We start from the raw sequence: 18,806 nt of genomic DNA, 5'->3' as shown, positions 1-18,806 counted from the left end.
CGCAACCTGTCAGGAAATCTCACAGATATCATGAGCCACGACCTCCCCCCGCTGAACGCCTTGCGTGCCTTTGAAGCCACCGCTCGGCTCAACAGCGTCAGTCAGGCAGCCGAACAGCTGCACGTCACTCACGGCGCGGTCAGCCGCCAGCTCAAAGTGCTCGAAGAGCATCTTGGCGTGAGCCTGTTCGTCAAGGATGGTCGCGGCCTGAAACTCACAGATGCCGGGGTTCGGCTACGGGATGCCAGCGGCGAAGCATTTGATCGGTTGCGCAGTGTGTGTGCCGAGCTGACGCAAAGCACCGCTGACGCGCCGTTCGTGCTCGGCTGCTCGGGCAGCCTGTTGGCGCGCTGGTTCATTCCACGTCTGGGCCGGCTGAATACCGACCTGCCGGACTTGCGTCTGCACCTGTCGGCCGGCGAAGGCGATCTTGATCCACGGCGTCCCGGACTCGACGCCTTGCTGCTGTTCGCCGAACCACCCTGGCCGGCAGACATGCAGGTGTATGAACTGGCGGCAGAACGCATCGGGCCGGTGATGAGCCCGTTGTTCAGCGGTTATCAACGCCTGCAGACCGCGCCGGCATCAGCCTTGCTCGGCGAACCATTGCTGCACACCACCTCTCGCCCACAAGCGTGGCCGAACTGGGCACAGCAAAACCACCTCGACGCCAAGGCGTTGAAGCTCGGGCAAGGTTTTGAGCATTTGTATTATTTGCTGGAAGCCGCGGTGGCCGGACTCGGCGTGGCGATCGCGCCAGAGCCATTGGTAGCGGAAGATTTGAAAGCCGGTCGCCTGGTTGCGCCGTGGGGCTTCTGTGAAACCCCGGCGCAACTGGCGTTGTGGCTACCCAAGCGCGCCGCAGACGGGCGCGCCCGGCAACTGGCGCAATGGCTCAAGAACGAGCTGCGCCAGACGGATCACTCGCCGCGCTTGAACAACAAGTAAGCGGCCAGCAGACCGATTGCACCGACCGCCACACCAGCGGTGGTCCAAGGGTGTTCCTGAGCGTAATCGCGAGTGGCAATCCCGGTCTCACGGGTTTTCACTTTGACTTCTTCGTAGGCATCGCTGAGCAGGTGGCGCGAATGTTTCAGCGCACTTTCAGCGTTGCTTTTGAGCGCCTTGAGGGTCTTGCGCGACTCGTCCGAAGCGTCGTCCTTCAGGCTTTCCAACGATTTGAGCAGACTCTCGATCTCGGCTTCCATGCTTTGCAACGAGGCTTTACGTAAAGAGGTGTTGGCCATGGTGGCTCTCCTGCATTGGTGATGAGTGGCGTGTGTTGATTGGGACTTCAGCGGTTTGAGAAAGTGCAGAAAATCTGAACTTCGCTTGCACCGTGGCACCGAAATCAACAGTGCAAATCACTGCTAGTCTCAATTTCACACGCCAAGGAGATCGCCATGAGTGACCATCACACGTACAAGAAAGTCGAGCTGGTCGGCTCGTCCACCAGCAGCATCGAAGACGCCATCAACAACGCGCTGGCGGAAGCGAACAAGAGCATCAAGCACCTGGAATGGTTTGAAGTGGTCGAGACCCGTGGCCACATCAAGGACGGCAAGGCTGCGCATTTCCAGGTAACGCTGAAAGTCGGCTTCCGCATTGCCAGCAGCTGAGTTTGGGCTACGCTTCTGAACTTGCGCGCTGGCCGAGTGCCATAGGAATGGCAAAGCGCTACAAGGTGAGCGCATCGGGTGAATGTCCGATGCCCGCCTCTTTTAATCCGACCAGGGAGTGCGACCGATGAAGAAGTTCATGTTGGCAGTAGGTTTGTTGAGCCTTGCGGGTGGTGCGTTTGCTGCCGGCAAGCCTTGTGAAGAGCTGAAAAGCGAGATTGCGGCGAAGCTGGATGCCAAGGGCGTTTCCGGGTATTCGCTGGAGATTGTCGACAAAGGCGCCAATGCCGGCAAAGTCGTTGGCACCTGCGAAGGTGGCACCAAGGCAATCGTCTACAAGAAGTAGGCTGATACCGCCTGAAATACAAAAGCCGACGTGAAGGCGTCGGCTTTTTTGTGTCCGGAGTTTGGGGTTTTTGGTGGATTTGAAATCTAACCCCCTCACCCCAGCCCGCTCCCCCAAGGGGTAGAGGGGAAAGGGAGCAGATCGGGGGCCGTTCAGAACCTGAGTACGACTGGATATTTCAGGTCGGCGTACCTCGAACAGTCAACCCGGTCAGTCCCCTCTCCCTCCGGGAGAGGGCTAGGGTGAGGGCGCCCTTCAGCCCTTCATCACCTGCGCCAACAACTCGTAGGAATGCAGGCGATCGGCGTGTTCATACAGATCACAGGTGAAGATCAGTTCATCCGCCTGTGTCTGCTCGACCAACACCTCCAGCTTGGCACGGATCTTCTGCGGACTGCCGACCATCGCCAGACCGAGGAAATCCCCCACCGCTTCACGCTCATGCGGTAACCACAGGCCGTCCATGGTTTTCACCGGCGGACGCTGTACCAGGCTTTGCCCACGCATCAGCGCGAGAATGCGCTGGTACACCGAAGTCGCCAGGTAATCGGCCTGCTCGTCGGTATCCGCCGCCACCAGCGGCACACCGAGCATCACGTAAGGCTTGTCGAGCACGGCGGATGGCTTGAAGTGGTTGCGGTAGACCCGAATTGCCTCGTGCATGAAACGCGGGGCGAAATGCGAGGCAAAGGCGTAGGGCAAACCGCGCTCACCGGCCAGTTGCGCACTGAACAGGCTGGAACCGAGCAGCCAGATCGGCACATTGGTGCCCGTGCCCGGCATGGCGATCACCCGTTGATCCGGGGTGCGCGGGCCGAGGAAACGCGCCAGCTCGGCGACATCTTCCGGGAAATCGTCGGCGCTGCCGGAGCGTTCACGGCGCAACGCGCGGGCGGTCATCTGATCGGACCCCGGAGCGCGGCCCAACCCCAGGTCGATGCGTCCCGGATACAGACTTTCGAGGGTACCGAACTGCTCGGCGATCACCAGTGGCGCATGGTTGGGCAGCATCACGCCGCCGGAGCCGACGCGAATGGTCGACGTCCCGCCCGCCAGATACCCCAGCAACACCGAGGTCGCCGAACTGGCAATGCCGTCCATGTTGTGGTGTTCAGCCACCCAGAACCGCGTGTAGCCGAGCTTTTCGACATGCTGCGCCAGATCCAGCGAGTTGCGCAGCGATTGCGCCGGGCTGCCGTTTTCGCGCACGGGCACCAGATCGAGGGTGGAAAATTTTACGTCGGACAGTTGCTTCATAAACCTGCGTCTCCGAATGAGGAGGCAGGTTTTTCCAGCGAACGAAAACCTGCCGAATCCATAAGCGTGTTCTGTGCAATGAGGGCATATACCCGAGTTTCAATAGCGGCGGCGAAATTTCCTACTAAAAAAGTCAACGATTCACCCGGGCTGAACTTTGCTGCGGCGTCTATCCTCAGAAGCCTTGCAAGCAAAAACCACGACGGCGCGGCGATTCCGCGCCAGATCTTGAGGAGGCAGACATGGCTATCGTGAAGAAAGCATCCGCACACTGGGCAGGCGACCTGAAAACCGGCATCGGTTCGATTTCCACCGAAACCGGCGTCCTCAGAGAAGCACCCTACGGTTTCAAGGCCCGCTTCGAAGGCGGCAAGGGCACCAACCCGGAAGAACTGATCGGGGCAGCGCACGCCGGCTGCTTCTCCATGGCGTTTTCGATGATTCTCGGCGATGCCGGCCTCAAAGCAGAGAGCATTGATACCAACGCTGAAGTCACCCTCGATCAAGTGGATGGTGGCTTTGCCATCACGGCGGTGAAGCTGATTCTCAAGGCGAAGATTCCGGGAGCGACCCAGGCGCAGTTTGAAGAATTGAGCAACAAGGCCAAGGAAGGGTGCCCGGTGTCGAAAGTACTGAACGCGAAAATTACCCTCGAGGCATCGCTGGTCAACTGATCTGCGCTGGTTTCGATCAAGGCATAAACAGCACTGACGCCTTCGCGGGCAAGCCCGCCCTCCACAGGGATTTGTGTCAAACACAGAACCTGTGGGAGTGGGCCTGCCCGCGAAAGCGATCTATAACTCCGCGCAGTGCCCGAGATGTGCGCGAAGTCAGAACTCGCTTCGTCAAAGTGTGGTCGAATAAGTGACAGCAGGTTCAGCGCACGCCCGTGCGCGCTGCTCCAGGGAGCTTCATTGATGAAACGTATCGGCTTGGCGATTTTCTGCAGTGCACTGGCCACAACCGCTCTTGCCGCACCGAAAGACTGTGAAGAATTGAAGAAAGAGATCGAGGTCAAGATCCAGGCGAAAGCTGTGCCCTCTTATACGCTGGAAATCGTCAGCAAAGAGGAGGCAAAAGAACACGACATTGCCATGATTGTCGGTCGATGCGACTACGGTAGAAAAGCGATCATCTATCAGAAGAACGACCGCTGAGTCGCCTCAATTAATGCAGTTGTAATCGTGGTCTTCGGCGACAATCTCGCGCCTGGCGTTATATAGCCTCGCACTCGGGGTGAATGCCAGCGAACGGCCCTCCAGCGTATAACGCTGCCCGGCTTCGAAATGATCGTAGCGGATATACAGGTAACACAAGCGCTCCACCGGGCCAGTCATCAAGGCACCGCCGCCGCCGAAGACTTCGAAATCAAAGCGCACGCGTAGCTCATGACTGCCGGGAGTGACCTGGAAAAAGCGCCCGTCATTCAGGCGCTGGTTATCCAGACGCTCGGCCATCAGCAGTTTGCCGCCGGGGGTTGGCGTCGAGAAGTCGATCCAGGCCATTTGTGGGTCGACCGGGGGCAACGGTGTCTGACAACCAGCCGCGAAACCGACAACGAGCAACAGCAACAACTTGCGCATGATGAATATCCACCGTTCTGAATACTCAGCATAGCGTCGATCATGTGCGCTGGCAGCCTGCCGGTGTTCCCTGCCCTACGACTTTTCGTTGCTCGTCATAGAGCCTGGCCCAAGGCCTGAAGCCGATACTGCCGGCCTGCAGCTGGTAACGCTGGCCAGCGTTGAAGTCCTTGAATTTCACGTTCAACTGGCAATCACGCCACAACGGTTCGGCATCGAGGCCGATATTGGTCGCCTCCACCGGAAACTGATAACGCACCTTCAGCTCATGGCTGCCGGGCTGGACTTCGAAATAACGCTTGTCGACCGTGGCCCGGCTATCGACCTGCAGCGCTTGCAGCGCCGTGTCTTGTTGCCGGGCATCGAGATCGATCCAGGCTTGTGAGGGGTCAGGGTCAGGCATTCCGAATCCGGCACAACCGGCCAGTGTCAGCAGGCCTCCTGTCAGCAACAACATGCGCATAGCGAAGCTCCAAATGGCGGGATAGTCTTGCGGGCAGACTTTCCAAAGGATTTTTATTTTGAGCAGGCCGCTTCCAAGCCATGGGTTACTTGATCGCGTTTTTCGGATTTTGTTTCCGGGGGTGATGTTTTTGTTGCTCAACGGTTGCGCCAGCGTCAGCTATTACAGTCAGCTGGCCAGCGGTCAGTTGCAGCTGCTGCGGGCACGCGAGCCCGTGGCCAGGGTGATTGCCGACCCAAGCCGTGACGAGAAATTGCGCGCGCACCTGGCTCAGTCACAAAAGGCCCGAACCTTCGCCAGCGAGCAGCTGCACCTGCCCGACAATCAGAGCTATCGTCTGTACGCCGACATCGGCCGGCCATTTGTGGTGTGGAACGTGTTCGTCACCCCGGAGTTTTCTCTGACCCCGCAGAATCATTGCTTCCCGATCGCCGGTTGCGTGGCCTATCGCGGCTACTACAGCCAGAGCGCGGCACGGGGCGAAGCGGCGATCCAGCGTCTGCAAGGCATGGACGTGGCGATTGGCGGCGTCGAAGCCTATTCGACACTCGGCTGGTTCAATGACCCGATTCTCAATTCGATGATGGGCTGGGGCGATGAGCGTCTGGCCACCCTGATCTTCCATGAGCTGGCCCATCAGCGCTTCTATGTGAAGGATGACACCGAGTTCAACGAGTCCTTCGCCACGTTCGTCGAGCAGGAAGGGACCCGCCAGTGGCGCGCGTTTCGCGGGTTGCCGGCGCAGAACGACTCGCAGCTCAAGCAGCGTGACCAGTTCATCGAGCGGGTGCTGGAAACGCGCTCCCGGCTGGAAAAACTCTATGCCCAACCGCTGCCGGCCGAGCAGATGCGCGAACGTAAGGCCGCAGCGTTCGAGCAGTTCCGTCGCGAATATCGAATGATGCGTGACAGCCTGTGGGCCGGAGACAAGCGTTATGACGCATGGGTGAATTTGCCGCTGAACAATGCGCGGCTGTTGCCGTTCGGGCTGTATGACCAGTGGGTGCCGGCGTTTTCGGCGTTGTTCAGGCAGGTTGGGGGGGATTGGCCGAGGTTTTATGCTGAAGTGGAGAAGTTGGGGGCGCTGCCGGTGGCTAAGCGCAAAGCGGCGCTGAAAGCATTGGCAGACGCTCAGACTTTCCGTGGCTGAATTGGCCTCATCGCTGGCAAGCCAGCTCCCACAGGTGAGCGATGTGCTCAGGTTCACCGCTGTCCCTGTGGGAGCTGGCTTGCCAGCGATGGTGTATTAATCAGCGCCGCAGGAATGCCTGATGCAACTCGTCCAGCGTTTCAAAATGATAAGCCGGCGCCTCCGCACTCAACTCTTCGAAACTGCCAAACCCATAACCGACCGCCGCCGCATCCAGCCCATTGCTGCGCGCCCCGATCAGATCGTGCTTACGATCGCCGATCATCAACGTATTGGCCGGGTCCAGCCCTTCTTCCTTGATCAGATGCGCAATCAGCTCGACCTTATTGGTCCGCGTGCCGTCCAGCTCACTGCCGTAGATCACCTTGAAGTGCCGGGCAAAATCAAAATGCCGGGCAATCTCGCGGGCAAATTCCCACGGTTTCGACGTGGCGATATACAGCTGCCGTCCCTGCCCGCTCAGGGTTTCCAATAAAGGCGTGACACCATCAAACACGCGGTTTTCATACAGGCCGGTGACCTTGAAGCGTTCGCGATAGAAATTCACCGCCTGCCACGCCTTGGCCTCATCGAAACCATAGAACTGCATGAACGCCTGCAGCAGCGGCGGGCCGATGAAGTGTTCAAGTCTGGTCAGGTCCGGCTCGTCGATGCCGAGCTTGCCGAGGGCGAACTGGATGGAACGGGTGATGCCCTCACGCGGGTCGGTCAGGGTGCCATCGAGGTCGAACAGTACGGTCTGGTAGTGCATGAGAAATCCTGTGCGGGTGTCAGTCGTTTCAGAGCTGGTCGTAGCCTTCGGCCAGATGCAGGTCCTTGAGCTTCACGTAGTTCGCCGCGCTGTAGGTGAAGAAGGCGCGCTCCTTGTCAGTCAGTGCACGCACCTGTTTCACCGGACTGCCAACATACAGAAAGCCGCTTTCCAGGCGCTTGCCCGGCGGCACCAGGCTGCCGGCGCCGATGATCACGTCGTCCTCGACCACCGCGCCATCCATGACGATGCTACCCATGCCGATCAACACGCGACTGCCGACGCTGCAGCCATGCAGCATGACCTTGTGGGCGATGGTCACGTCATCGCCGATCAGCAGCGGGAAGCCGTCCGGGTTGAACGGACCGGCGTGGGTGATGTGCAGCACGCAGCCGTCCTGCACGCTGGTGCGCGCGCCGATGCGGATGCGGTGCATGTCGCCACGGATCACGGTCAGCGGCCACACGGAGCTGTTTTCGCCGATTTCAACGTCGCCGATCACCACCGCCGAGGCGTCGACAAACGCGCCTTCGCGAAGCTGCGGGGTGTGATTCTGGTACTTGCGAACGGACACGATAAGTTCTCTCTCTGTCGCCGATAGCTGCGGTGAATGCCGATTGTAATTAAGATGGGCGCATGTTTCTTCCAGCCAAGGTGCCAACCGTGAGCGTGAACAACCCTCTGCTGCAGTCCTACGACCTGCCACCGTTCTCCACGATCCGTGCCGAACACGTCCTGCCGGCCATCGAAACCATTCTGGCCGACAACCGCGCCGCCATTGCCGAAATCCTCAAGACCCAAGGCCAGAACCCGACCTGGGCCGGTCTGGTACTGGCAATGGACGAACTCAATGATCGCCTCGGCGCCGCCTGGAGCCCGGTCAGCCACCTCAACGCCGTGTGCAACAGCGCCGAACTGCGTGAAGCCTACGAGTCGTGCCTGCCGGCCCTGAGCGCCTACTCCACCGAAATGGGCCAGAACCGCGAACTGTTCCAGGCCTATGAGGCGCTGGCTAACAGCCAGGAAGCCGCCGGTTTCGACGTGGCACAAAAAACCATTCTGGAACATGCCCTGCGCGATTTCCGCCTGTCGGGTATCGACCTGCCGGAAGCTGAACAGAAGCGTTACGCCGAAGTGCAGAGCAAACTGTCCGAGCTGGGCAGCCGCTTCTCCAACCAGTTGCTCGATGCCACACAAGCCTGGACCAAGCACATCACCGACGAAGCCGCCCTCGCCGGCCTGACCGATTCGGCCAAGGCGCAGATGGCGGCCGCCGCCCAGGCTAAAGGTCTCGATGGCTGGCTGATCACCCTGGAATTCCCGAGCTACTACGCGGTAATGACCTACGCCCAGGACCGCGCGCTGCGTGAAGAAGTCTACGCCGCCTATTGCACCCGTGCGTCGGATCAAGGCCCGAATGCCGGGCAGAACGACAACGGTCCAGTCATGGAGGAGATCCTCGACCTGCGTCAGGAACTGGCCAGGCTGCTGGGTTTTGCCAGCTTCTCCGAGCTGAGCCTGGCGACCAAAATGGCCGAGTCCAGCGATCAGGTGCTGAGCTTCCTGCGCGACCTGGCCAAGCGCAGCAAGCCGTTCGCCGCGCAGGACCTGCAACAGCTGCGCGCCTACGCCGCCGAACAGGGCTGCGCCGATCTGCAAAGCTGGGACAGCGGTTTCTACGGGGAAAAACTCCGCGAGCAACGCTACAGCGTCGCTCAGGAAACCCTGCGCGCCTACTTCCCGATCGACAAAGTCCTCGGCGGGCTGTTCGCGATCGTCCAGCGTCTGTACGGCATTGAAATCGCCGAACTGAAAGGCTTCGACACCTGGCACCCGGACGTGCGCCTGTTCGAGATCAAGGAAAACGGCCAGCATGTCGGCCGCTTCTTCTTTGACCTCTACGCCCGCGCCAACAAGCGAGGCGGCGCGTGGATGGACGGCGCTCGCGACCGCCGCCGCACTGTCGACGGCGTGCTGCAAAGCCCGGTCGCCAACCTGGTGTGCAACTTCACCCCGGCCGACAGCGGCAAGCCTGCGTTGCTGACCCACGATGAAGTGACCACCCTGTTCCACGAATTCGGCCATGGCCTGCATCACCTGCTGACCCGCGTGGATCACGCTGGTGTCTCCGGGATCAACGGCGTGGCATGGGATGCGGTCGAGCTGCCGAGCCAGTTCATGGAAAACTGGTGCTGGGAGCCGGAAGGTCTGGCACTGATCTCCGGTCACTATGAAACCGGCGAGCCACTGCCACAGGACCTGCTGGAAAAAATGCTCGCGGCGAAAAACTTCCAGTCCGGGCTGATGATGGTGCGTCAGCTGGAGTTCTCGCTGTTCGACTTCGAACTGCACGCCACCCACGGTGACGGCCGCAGCGTGCTGCAAGTGCTCGAAGGTGTTCGCGATGAAGTTTCAGTGATGCGTCCACCGGCCTACAACCGCTTCCCCAACAGCTTCGCGCACATCTTCGCCGGCGGTTACGCAGCGGGTTACTACAGCTACAAGTGGGCGGAAGTGCTGTCGGCGGATGCCTTCTCGAAATTCGAAGAAGACGGCGTGCTCAACGCTGAAACCGGTCGCGCTTTCCGCGAAGCGATCCTGGCACGTGGCGGTTCGCAGGCCCCGATGGTGCTGTTCGTCGACTTCCGTGGCCGTGCGCCTTCGATTGACGCACTCTTGCGGCATAGCGGCCTGAGTGAGGACGCAGCAGCATGAGCGAGGCACCTGTGATTACCAAGAAACGCTTTATCGCCGGGGCGGTCTGCCCGGCGTGCAGCGAGCCGGACAAGCTGATGATGTGGAACGAGGACAGCGTGCCGCACCGCGAATGCGTGGCCTGTGGTTACTCGGATACGTTGAACGAGCAGGGGCTTTCTGTACCGAAAGAGCTGGGCACGCGGGTCAATACCAGCGCGCTCAAGCCGACAGCGGACAAGAATGTCCAGGCCGTGCAGTTCTTCCCCAATCCGAAGCTTGCGAAAAAACCTGACGCACAACATTGAGTCGCTGCCACCTTCCACCGATCAGCGGTGGAAGGTGGTAACTATGTACCGCCCTTCCCCTGCGCTTCCTGCCTAAGCTGGCCCTTTTCAGCCACGCCTCAAGGAAGAAGCCATGCCTGACACCAATCCGCTGTTACAACCCTGGACTTTGCCACCGTGGTCGGCGATACGCGCCGAGCATCTGGTTCCGGCGATCAACGCGATCATCTGCGCAAACCACCAGGTCATTACGCAAGTGATCGCCAGCCAAACCGAACATCCGGGTTGGGACGATCTGGTAGTGGCCGTCGATGAGGCCGAAGCGCGCCTGGATGAAACCATGGCCATTATCGAAACCCTCTCGAGCGTCAAACCCGACGACACCGATTGGCTCAGGGAAAGCGCCTTGTGCAGCCTCGCAGCGGACCAATACCGCGCCGACAAGGCCGCCAATCTGGCGCTGTACCGTACCTATCAACGGCTGGCGAACAGCTCGATTGCCGCCAGTTTCGATGATCAGCGCAAAGCCTCGCTGGCGAAGATTCTGCGCAAATTTCGCCTGTCCGGGATCGAACTGCAGCGTGCTCAACAGCAAACGCTTGCGCGCCTGAATCACGACATCCGGCAGCTGGAGCAACTGTTCCTGAGCAACCTGGAACTGGCCGACGCCGCGTGGAGCAAACGCATTGCCGACGTCACGCAGCTTGAAGGCCTGTCTGCTGCGGTGCAGGCGCGTCTGGCCCGCAATGCAAAACAGGCAGGATTCAACGGCTGGCTGCTGACGCTGGATCGAAACACCTACCAGCACGTCATGACTCACTCGCAAAACAGGGCACTGCGCGAAGAATATTACTTGGCGTGGTTCAGCCGCGCCTCCGACCAGGGCCCCCAAGCGAACAAAACCGACAACCATCCGGTCCTGACGGTGTTGGTCGGCCTGCGACACGAAAAAGCCCGGTTACTCGGATTCGAAAACTTCGTCCAGTTTCGCCTCGAAAACCGCATGGCCGCCTCACCCGAACAAGTCGACGCCTTTGTCCGCCAGCAAGTGGCATCAAATACGCCGGCCTTGCAGCGCGATGCCCAGGCCCTGAAGGCGTTCGCGCTCACCCAGGGGATTGCACCAATACAGCCATGGGATGAAGACTTCCTCGCCGAGCAGTTACGCCTGCTGCAATTGAATGGCGCACTCAAAAGCTTGCGTGAGTACTTCCCGCTCGATGGCACGCTACGTCGGCTCTGTCTATTCAGCGAGCACATGTTCGGCGTCAAGATCGTCGAACAGACAGCAGTCAGCCACTGGCATCAAAGCGTGCGGTTACTGGAGGTACGCGAGTACGAGCAAGTGATCGGGTATATCTACATTGACCCCTATCACCACGAAGTATCGACCGACTATGCCTTCACCTCGGCCTTGCGCGTTCGCCGCATCAATGCCGAAGGGCGCCCATCGCTGCCGATTGCCAGCCTTCACAGTAACTTCCCGCCTGCCACCAAGGACCATCCGTGCCTGCTGTCCCACGAAAACCTGCGGGTGCTGTTCCACGAGTTCGGGCATTGCCTGCAACATGTTTTCACGCGATCCCCGCATCGCAACCTTTCGGGGATTTCGCAAATGGCCCGCGATACTGCCGAGTTCGCCGGGCAGTTGTTCGAACACTGGTGCCTGTCATCGGAGTTTCTGGTGTGGCTAGGCGCCCATTACCAGAGCGGCGAGCGACTGACGAAGGCACGGGCCGAGACTGCGCTGGCCGCCATCAGCGCCCACACCAGCCGGACCACCGCCATGTTGCTGATGACGGCGTTATTTGATTTGGAGCTGCATCGAAGTCATGGCGATGGCCGCAGCATCCAGCAGGTTTTCGAAGATGTGCAACGTGACATCCCCCACCTGCAACTGTCGGGTTATCACCGCCTCGCCTATAGCTTTGATTACCTGGTGACCGGCTACGCGGCATCGGTCTACGCCTACAAATGGTCGGGCGTGCTGGCGAGCGAGGTGTTCAAACGGTTTCAGCGCGACGGTGTGTTCGCCCCGCAGACAGGGCGGGATTTTCGCGAGGCGTTCTTTGCGCCCGGCGACTCCCGCTCATTGCTCAAGGCCGCGCATGGGTTTCTTGGCGAGCCTGTTACCGCACAGCTCTTTGCCGCCGATACGCCCGCGGTTACTTCAGGTTGACCGACTGGAACCAGCTCTTCATCGAGCAGGTGGCAAAGGCACTGGTGCTGCAATCGCCATTGGCCAGAGCGGTACGCAGTTTGTCGACATCGGCCTGCATCACATAGCGCACGCCATCCTTGAAATGGCCGCTTTCACCAAAACCGCCCTGAGTCATCTCGTTCAGCGCGTCTTCCTTGCTCCAGCCCTGCACCACGATCCGGTACATCGCCGCCATCAGGCCGGTACGGTCGGAACCGTGCTTGCAATGCATCAACACCGGGCCATTGGCTTCGGCAGCCTGAATCGCGCGCAGGGTCTTGAGCACATCGGCGTCATCGACATGGTTGGTGCGATAAGGCAGTTGCACCTGATTGATGCCTGGCTCGGACAACCAGCGGCTGTCGGCTTCCGGCAGGAAGTTGATCACCGTCGCCACTTTGAGGTTCTTCAACAACGGCACCGCACCGCCGTCCGGCAAGGCGCTGCGGTAGAGGGTCGGCGACATCTGGAACAGGTTGTACTGCACTTCAACCGGTTGTGCCCATTCAGGGGGACGCGATGTTGCAGCGGCGTCAGCCTGGGCCGGCATCAAGTGCAGCAGGGCAACAAGCGACAAACACAAAGCAGGGAAAAGGCGCACTCGGGACATGCTGGGCTGACCGTATCGGGATTCATCAATGAAAGGCCTTACAGCTTCTACGTACGACGGTCAAAGCCCTGTGAGGCACTTGTCAAAGAATCGTGAATCCGTGCGATTTCATTGAGCGTCGCGGAAAAAACCGCGGTTTTTTCCGCTGAATCGGTTAATCCCGATGATTAGCCTGCTACCATTTGTCACACGATGTTGCAGGCGTCGCCCTTTTCCCGGTCACACGGGCTTCACGCCGCGACGAAAAATGCTCAAGCCGTTCGCAGAAACGGACAACCATCAATGCCTGATGAGGTGCACCCCCATGTCTGATGCAAATCGAGACAACCCGCGGCGTGAGTTCTTGCGCAAATCCCTGACCCTGATTCCCGTGGTCACCCTCGCCGGTAGCGGCCTGGGCAGCAGCGTCTTGCAAGCGGCGCCTGAAGTCACCCCGGCGGCGCCCGCGGCAGCTCCGGCGAAGGCCGAGTCCGGCGCTTACCAGCCAAGCTATTTCACCGCCGAGGAATGGGCGTTCATCAACGCCGCCGTGGCGCAATTGATCCCCAACGACGATCAAGGCCCGGGTGCCCTCGAAGCCGGCGTGCCGGAATACATCGACCGCCAGATGAACACCCCGTACGCCGCCGGTGCCCTGTGGTACATGCAGGGTCCGTTCAACGCCGACGCCGCGCCGGAGATGGGCTGGCAGAGCAAACTGGTGCCCAAAGACATCTATCGCCTCGGCATCGCCGCCACGGATCAGTGGGCAAAATCCCTCAACGGTAAAACATTTGCCGAGCAAGACAGCGCTACCCGAGACGACTTGCTCAAGCAACTCGAAGCCGGCAAGCCGCAGTTCGATACGGTTCCGGCGAAGATTTTCTTCAGTCTGCTGCTGCAAAACACCAAGGAAGGGTTCTTCTGCGACCCGATCCACGGCGGCAATAAAGGCATGGTCGGCTGGACCATGATCGGCTTCCCCGGCGCCCGCGCCGATTTCATGGATTGGGTGGAACGCAACGAGCAATACCCCTTCCCGGCAGTTTCGATTCGCGGCGAGAGGGCTTGAGCATGGCAACGGTAATGAAGAAGGTCGACGCAGTGATCGTCGGTTTTGGCTGGACCGGCGCGATCATGGCCAAAGAGCTGACCGAAGCGGGGCTCAATGTGCTGGCGCTGGAGCGCGGGCCGATGCAGGACACCTACCCCGACGGCAACTATCCGCAGGTGATCGACGAACTCACCTACAGCGTGCGCAAAAAACTCTTTCAGGACATCTCCAAAGAGACGGTCACCATCCGCCACAGCGTCAACGATATCGCCCTGCCCAACCGCCAGCTCGGCGCGTTCCTGCCGGGTAATGGCGTCGGGGGCGCCGGTCTGCACTGGTCGGGCGTGCATTTTCGCGTCGATCCGATCGAGCTGCGCATGCGCAGCCACTACGAAGAGCGCTACGGCAAAAACTTTATCCCCAAGGACATGACCATCCAGGACTTCGGCGTCAGCTACGAAGAGCTGGAGCCTTTCTTCGATTTCGCCGAGAAAGTCTTCGGCACCTCCGGCCAGGCCTGGACCGTGAAGGGCCAACTGGTCGGTCAGGGCAAGGGCGGCAACCCTTATGCGCCGGATCGCTCCAATCCGTTCCCGCTGCAAGCGCAGAAAAACACGGTGTCCGCACAGCTGTTCGGCAAAGCGGCGACAGAGGTCGGTTACAAACCCTACAACCTGCCGTCGGCGAATACTTCAGGGCCGTACACCAATCCCTACGGCGCACAGATGGGGCCGTGCAACTTCTGCGGTTTCTGCAGCGGTTATGTTTGCTACATGTATTCCAAGGCCTCGCCGAACGTGAACATTCTGCCGGCGCTAAAGCCGTTGCCGAATTTCGAACTGCGGCCTAACTCACATGTGCTGCGGGTCAACCTCGACAGCACCAAGTCCAAGGCCACCGGCGTGACTTACATCGACGGCCAGGGCCGCGAGATCGAGCAACCGGCGGATCTGGTGATCCTCGGCGCCTTCCAGCTGCACAACGTGCGCCTGATGCTGCTGTCGGGCATCGGCAAGCCTTACGACCCGATCAGCGGCGAAGGCGTGGTCGGGCGCAACTTCGCCTACCAGAACATGGCGACCATCAAGGCGTTCTTCGACAAGGACACCCACACCAACAACTTCATCGGTGCCGGCGGCAACGGCGTGGCGCTGGATGACTTCAACGCCGACAACTTCGACCACGGGCCGCACGGCTTCGTCGGCGGCTCGCCGATGTGGGTCAACCAGGCCGGCAGCCGGCCGATTGCCGGTACTTCGAACCCGCCGGGCACACCGGCCTGGGGCAGCGCGTGGAAACGTGCGACCGCCGATTACTACACCCACCAGGTGTCGATGGACGCCCACGGCGCGCATCAGTCCTACCGCGGCAACTACCTCGATCTGGATCCGGTGTACCGCGATGCCTACGGCTTGCCGCTGCTGCGGATGACCTTCGACTGGCAGGAAAACGACATCAAGATGAACCGCTTCATGGTCGAGAAAATGGGCAAGGTCGCCCAAGCCATGGGCCCGAAAGCCATCGCGGTGATCGGCAAACAGGTCGGTGATCACTTCAACACCGCGGCTTACCAGACCACCCACCTCAACGGTGGCGCGATCATGGGCACCGATCCGAAGAAAAGCGCCCTGAACCGCTACTTGCAGAGCTGGGACGTGCACAACGTGTTTGTGCCGGGCGCGTCGGCATTCCCGCAAGGGCTGGGCTACAACCCGACCGGACTGGTGGCGGCGTTGACCTACTGGTCGGCGAAGGCGATCCGCGAGCAGTACCTGAAAAACCCCGGCCCGCTGGTTCAGGCATAAGGAGCGATGACCATGAAAAACCTCGTTATCGCCACCCTGGCGCTGCTCGGCAGCGCAGCTGTAACCGCTGCCGACGTCGATCCTGCGTTGATCAAACAAGGCGAATACCTCGCCCGTGCGGGCGACTGCGTGGCCTGCCATACCGCCAAGGGCGGCAAGCCGTTCGCTGGCGGCCTGCCGATGGAAACCCCGATCGGCACGATTTACTCGACCAACATCACCCCCGACCAAACCGGCGTCGGTGATTACAGCTTCGAGGACTTCGACAAGGCCGTGCGCCACGGTGTCGCGAAAAACGGCAGTACGTTGTACCCGGCCATGCCGTATCCGTCCTACGCCCGCGTCAGTGAAGGCGACATGCAGGCGTTGTACGCCTACTTCATGCACGGCGTCGAACCGGTCGCGCAGGAGAACAAAGCCAGCGACATTCCATGGCCGCTGAGCATGCGCTGGCCGTTGATGGGCTGGCGCTGGATGTTTGCGCCGAAAGTCGAGGACTACAAGGCAACCTCGGACGATCCAGTCATCGACCGTGGCGCCTATCTGGTCGAAGGCCTCGGCCATTGCGGCGCCTGCCATACGCCGCGGGCCCTGACCATGCAGGAAAAATCCCTGAGCGCCACCGACGGCAAAAACTTCCTCGCCGGCAGTGCGCCGCTGGAAGGCTGGATCGCCAAGAACCTGCGCGGCGATCACAAGGACGGTCTCGGCAGCTGGAGCGAAGCGCAACTGGTGCAGTTCCTCAAGACCGGACGCAGCGACCGCAGCGCGGTGTTCGGCGGCATGAGCGACGTGGTGACCCACAGCATGCAATACATGACCGACGCCGACCTGACCGCGATTGCTCGCTACCTCAAGTCCCTGCCCGCAACTGATCCGAACGATCAGCCGCACCAGTACGACGAAAAAGCCGCCAAGGCCCTATGGAACGGTGACGACAGCCAACGCGGCGCAGCGGTGTACATCGACAACTGCGCGGCCTGCCACCGTACCGACGGCCATGGCTATACCCGGGTGTTCCCGGCGCTGGCCGGCAATCCGGTGCTGCAATCGGAAGACCCGACGTCGCTGATCCACATCGTGCTCAAGGGCGGCACCCTGCCGGCCACCCACTCGGCGCCGTCGACCTTCACCATGCCGGGTTTCGCCTGGCGCTTGTCGGATCAGGAAGTAGCCGATGTGGTGAGTTTTATTCGCGGCAGTTGGGGTAACAAGGGCGCGCCGGTCAAGGCTGACGATGTCGCGAGCCTGCGCAAGAACGATATGCAGGCGACTTCCAGGGATGATTTGGGGCAAGTCACCACGCATAACTGACGGCTGCGATTGATACGCCGCTGGCACGGTGCGACTTTTCGTGCGGTGTCAGCGGCCGATCAACGCTTGGACTGAAAGCCTTTGAACTGCGCAAATGCATCGGCCAGCTGCAGGTAAAGCTTCTCGTCGTATTTGTCGATGTCGCCATCGCCGTCAGCATCGACGGCGTCTTCGGAGATCACGTCATAACGACCATTGGCCTGCGACGACGAAGCATAGAGCGAATAGTCGTAATCCATCATTTCGGTCGCGTCTTCATCGTAGTGATAAAACGCGATTTCCGGACTTTCATCTCGGTCCATATCCGAGATTTCCAGCAGTATTCTGATAGCCATGAATAAAATCCCTCAGACTTGAATCCGTGCTTGAGATTAGAGTTGGGGATAATTCCAGTCTACTGTCAGAGTTGACAGGGTGTATAACCACTCAGTCAGTCACGTTGTTCCATCCGTGCTGTAAATGCATACACCTGTCAAGTCTGACAGTAGACGCTCGCATTTACGTTACCTAATGTGCAAAGGGACATAGATTCAGGTCCTTAATATTGCGCTGGCAGGGAGCACACAGACATGAGCTACTCACTGTTATATGAGTTCAGAGACACGGATGGGAACGGCACAGCTGAAGCGGTAATTTCCCGCTACAACAATGGTGATGCTGTTAATTCATTGCCCGACATCGTCGTCACAGCGTACGCCAATATCGCCAACGGGAAATATGACACGGTAAGCGGAGTCGACGACGTTGAGGGCGACGGCGACACTGATGAGGATGACGACTCCTATTACACCCTGGCAGGCGACCTCGCCTCTGCGATTGTCGGCTTGAGCACCGTCGGTGCGGGACGTCTTTACAGTTGCATGCTTATCTCATTTGCAGACAACGCCTCAGAGGGCAAACTTGCCGACGTCAATATTGGCTTGTTTAATGTCGCAAACTCCGATTTGACTCGCCCGGATTCAGTCGTGACCGTCACGGGTTATGACAAGGGATTGTATAAAAAAGTGATGGGGTCGACGGACGCTGACGGTGATAACGATATTGATCTGGACGATGAGTTTATTTTCAGAAAAATCGCGGGTTCCTTTGCATCAATGAGGGACTTTAAAATTTGAAATAATCACTCACATGGTTGCTACCGTTTTGACCAATCACTGTCCGACAAAAACCTGCAGGCGTAAATCATGCAGGTTTTTTTGCATTTGTCGCCGTGTGCGTTACGGATTAACGATACTTGCATAAGCCTTGGCCAATGCCACTAACTTGGCCTTGTCATCACTATCTATATCACCGTCGCCGTCCACATCTTTTTTGTCCGTGCGAATGGTGAAGGACTTGCCTTGATCGCTGGACACCGCGACCACGTAGATCGAATCGACCAGAGCTTCGGTCGACAACTCCTCCGCGGCATTCCAGCCCAGTTCCTTGCGGGCAAGTTGCATCGAAACAATGGTATTGGGTTCCGATTGGCTCGGCAGCAACATTTGTAGGAATACACCACGCTGATTAAGAAACGACATAAATTAAATCCTTTTAGAGTTCATATACAGGCATCAGTGCCGGTAAGTTTCGAAGGCTATAGTTGATAACTTTCCTTCACAACCCAACATATGTTTCGTGGGTTTTCTCTTGTTCCAGTGATTTATATGAACAACCCAGCACATGGCAGACCTAAACCGTGCCCGTATTCCTTG

22 protein-coding genes are annotated in these 18,806 nt (G+C 59.3%); 13 read left to right on the top strand and 9 right to left on the bottom strand.

Annotated features, from left to right (window positions below; all coding sequences use genetic code 11):
* Positions 1 to 30 precede the first annotated feature (30 nt).
* Positions 31 to 948, top strand: coding sequence for a LysR family transcriptional regulator (locus HV782_RS01550; RefSeq protein WP_186747049.1), 918 nt, complete (start codon positions 31 to 33; stop codon positions 946 to 948).
* Here the strand turns inward: HV782_RS01550 and HV782_RS01545 are convergent.
* The gene (locus HV782_RS01545) at positions 921 to 1,247 is read right to left on the bottom strand and encodes an ElaB/YgaM/YqjD family protein (RefSeq protein ID WP_007911686.1); all 327 of its coding nucleotides are present in this window, start codon (positions 1,245 to 1,247) and stop codon (positions 921 to 923) included. The genes HV782_RS01550 and HV782_RS01545 overlap by 28 nt on opposite strands.
* 156 nt (positions 1,248 to 1,403) lie before the next feature.
* Here HV782_RS01545 and HV782_RS01540 point away from each other — a divergent pair, with 156 nt between their 5' ends.
* On the top strand, positions 1,404 to 1,619 hold the full coding sequence (locus HV782_RS01540) for a dodecin (RefSeq protein ID WP_027610201.1): 216 nt from the start codon (positions 1,404 to 1,406) through the stop codon (positions 1,617 to 1,619).
* Positions 1,620 to 1,746: 127 nt separating this feature from the next.
* A complete protein-coding gene (locus HV782_RS01535) occupies positions 1,747 to 1,965 on the top strand; it encodes a DUF1161 domain-containing protein (RefSeq protein ID WP_186747047.1) in 219 nt (72 codons plus the stop codon).
* 255 nt (positions 1,966 to 2,220) lie between these two features.
* On the opposite strand, the gene HV782_RS01530 is transcribed toward HV782_RS01535, so the two are convergent.
* Positions 2,221 to 3,222, bottom strand: a complete 1,002-nt coding sequence (locus HV782_RS01530; protein WP_027610203.1) for an LLM class flavin-dependent oxidoreductase — start codon at positions 3,220 to 3,222, stop codon at positions 2,221 to 2,223.
* A gap of 242 nt (positions 3,223 to 3,464) precedes the next feature.
* Between HV782_RS01530 and HV782_RS01525 the strand changes: the two genes are divergently transcribed.
* The gene (locus HV782_RS01525; RefSeq protein ID WP_186747045.1) at positions 3,465 to 3,896 is read left to right on the top strand and encodes an OsmC family protein; all 432 of its coding nucleotides are present in this window, start codon (positions 3,465 to 3,467) and stop codon (positions 3,894 to 3,896) included.
* A 243-nt stretch (positions 3,897 to 4,139) separates the two neighbouring features.
* On the top strand, positions 4,140 to 4,379 hold the full coding sequence (locus HV782_RS01520; protein ID WP_128615226.1) for a DUF1161 domain-containing protein: 240 nt from the start codon (positions 4,140 to 4,142) through the stop codon (positions 4,377 to 4,379).
* Positions 4,380 to 4,385: 6 nt separating this feature from the next.
* On the opposite strand, the gene HV782_RS01515 is transcribed toward HV782_RS01520, so the two are convergent.
* Both HV782_RS01515 and HV782_RS01510 read right to left on the bottom strand, forming a co-directional pair.
* Positions 4,386 to 4,805, bottom strand: a complete 420-nt coding sequence (locus HV782_RS01515; RefSeq protein WP_123470264.1) for a PA0061/PA0062 family lipoprotein — start codon at positions 4,803 to 4,805, stop codon at positions 4,386 to 4,388.
* A gap of 40 nt (positions 4,806 to 4,845) precedes the next feature.
* Positions 4,846 to 5,268 (bottom strand): PA0061/PA0062 family lipoprotein, encoded by a 423-nt coding sequence (locus tag HV782_RS01510; protein ID WP_186747043.1) that lies wholly within the window; start codon positions 5,266 to 5,268, stop codon positions 4,846 to 4,848.
* A 58-nt stretch (positions 5,269 to 5,326) separates the two neighbouring features.
* On the opposite strand from HV782_RS01510, the gene HV782_RS01505 reads away from it, so the two are divergent.
* Entirely contained in the window at positions 5,327 to 6,418 is a 1,092-nt protein-coding gene (locus HV782_RS01505; RefSeq protein ID WP_186747041.1) for an aminopeptidase, read from the top strand.
* Positions 6,419 to 6,518: 100 nt separating this feature from the next.
* Here HV782_RS01505 and HV782_RS01500 read toward each other — a convergent pair whose 3' ends face one another.
* Both HV782_RS01500 and HV782_RS01495 read right to left on the bottom strand, forming a co-directional pair.
* Positions 6,519 to 7,169, bottom strand: coding sequence for an HAD family hydrolase (locus HV782_RS01500; protein ID WP_123470259.1), 651 nt, complete (start codon positions 7,167 to 7,169; stop codon positions 6,519 to 6,521).
* A gap of 28 nt (positions 7,170 to 7,197) precedes the next feature.
* Positions 7,198 to 7,743: a gamma carbonic anhydrase family protein gene (locus HV782_RS01495; RefSeq protein WP_123470257.1), complete on the bottom strand. Its 546-nt coding sequence runs from the start codon at positions 7,741 to 7,743 to the stop codon at positions 7,198 to 7,200.
* Between the two features lie 89 nt (positions 7,744 to 7,832).
* Between HV782_RS01495 and prlC the strand changes: the two genes are divergently transcribed.
* The 3 genes from prlC to HV782_RS01480 all read left to right on the top strand — a co-directional run bounded on the left by prlC (position 7,833) and on the right by HV782_RS01480 (position 12,329).
* Positions 7,833 to 9,884, top strand: coding sequence for an oligopeptidase A (gene prlC, locus HV782_RS01490; RefSeq protein WP_225931048.1), 2,052 nt, complete (start codon positions 7,833 to 7,835; stop codon positions 9,882 to 9,884).
* Positions 9,881 to 10,171, top strand: coding sequence for a YheV family putative zinc ribbon protein (locus HV782_RS01485; protein ID WP_123470256.1), 291 nt, complete (start codon positions 9,881 to 9,883; stop codon positions 10,169 to 10,171). The genes prlC and HV782_RS01485 overlap by 4 nt, the downstream gene beginning before the upstream one ends.
* A gap of 112 nt (positions 10,172 to 10,283) precedes the next feature.
* Positions 10,284 to 12,329 (top strand): M3 family metallopeptidase, encoded by a 2,046-nt coding sequence (locus tag HV782_RS01480; protein ID WP_186747036.1) that lies wholly within the window; start codon positions 10,284 to 10,286, stop codon positions 12,327 to 12,329.
* On the opposite strand, the gene HV782_RS01475 is transcribed toward HV782_RS01480, so the two are convergent.
* Positions 12,316 to 12,960 (bottom strand): dual specificity protein phosphatase family protein, encoded by a 645-nt coding sequence (locus HV782_RS01475; protein WP_128614919.1) that lies wholly within the window; start codon positions 12,958 to 12,960, stop codon positions 12,316 to 12,318. The two genes, HV782_RS01480 and HV782_RS01475, sit on opposite strands and share 14 nt — an antisense overlap.
* 304 nt (positions 12,961 to 13,264) lie before the next feature.
* Here HV782_RS01475 and HV782_RS01470 point away from each other — a divergent pair, with 304 nt between their 5' ends.
* From HV782_RS01470 to HV782_RS01460, 3 genes are read left to right on the top strand one after another with little or no spacing between them, the layout of a single operon-like run.
* Positions 13,265 to 14,011: a gluconate 2-dehydrogenase subunit 3 family protein gene (locus HV782_RS01470; RefSeq protein ID WP_186747034.1), complete on the top strand. Its 747-nt coding sequence runs from the start codon at positions 13,265 to 13,267 to the stop codon at positions 14,009 to 14,011.
* A 2-nt stretch (positions 14,012 to 14,013) separates the two neighbouring features.
* Positions 14,014 to 15,798 carry a GMC family oxidoreductase gene (locus tag HV782_RS01465; RefSeq protein ID WP_123470249.1) on the top strand — a complete coding sequence of 595 codons (1,785 nt, stop codon included), beginning with the start codon at positions 14,014 to 14,016 and terminating at the stop codon, positions 15,796 to 15,798.
* 12 nt (positions 15,799 to 15,810) lie between these two features.
* Positions 15,811 to 17,112 carry a c-type cytochrome gene (locus HV782_RS01460; protein WP_186747032.1) on the top strand — a complete coding sequence of 434 codons (1,302 nt, stop codon included), beginning with the start codon at positions 15,811 to 15,813 and terminating at the stop codon, positions 17,110 to 17,112.
* 59 nt (positions 17,113 to 17,171) lie between these two features.
* Here the strand turns inward: HV782_RS01460 and HV782_RS01455 are convergent, their stop codons facing one another.
* The gene (locus HV782_RS01455; RefSeq protein ID WP_123470245.1) at positions 17,172 to 17,447 is read right to left on the bottom strand and encodes a hypothetical protein; all 276 of its coding nucleotides are present in this window, start codon (positions 17,445 to 17,447) and stop codon (positions 17,172 to 17,174) included.
* Positions 17,448 to 17,681: 234 nt separating this feature from the next.
* On the opposite strand from HV782_RS01455, the gene HV782_RS01450 reads away from it, so the two are divergent.
* Positions 17,682 to 18,227, top strand: a complete 546-nt coding sequence (locus HV782_RS01450; RefSeq protein WP_186747024.1) for a hypothetical protein — start codon at positions 17,682 to 17,684, stop codon at positions 18,225 to 18,227.
* A gap of 102 nt (positions 18,228 to 18,329) precedes the next feature.
* Here the strand turns inward: HV782_RS01450 and HV782_RS01445 are convergent, their stop codons facing one another.
* Positions 18,330 to 18,632: a hypothetical protein gene (locus tag HV782_RS01445; RefSeq protein WP_186747005.1), complete on the bottom strand. Its 303-nt coding sequence runs from the start codon at positions 18,630 to 18,632 to the stop codon at positions 18,330 to 18,332.
* Positions 18,633 to 18,806: the final 174 nt, after the last annotated feature.

The organism is Pseudomonas monsensis, from assembly GCF_014268495.2.
GTDB classification, from domain to species: Bacteria; Pseudomonadota; Gammaproteobacteria; order Pseudomonadales; family Pseudomonadaceae; genus Aquipseudomonas; species Aquipseudomonas monsensis.
The sequence above is the reverse complement of the archived record's forward strand: the minus strand, read 5'-3'. Positions and strand labels throughout refer to the sequence as shown.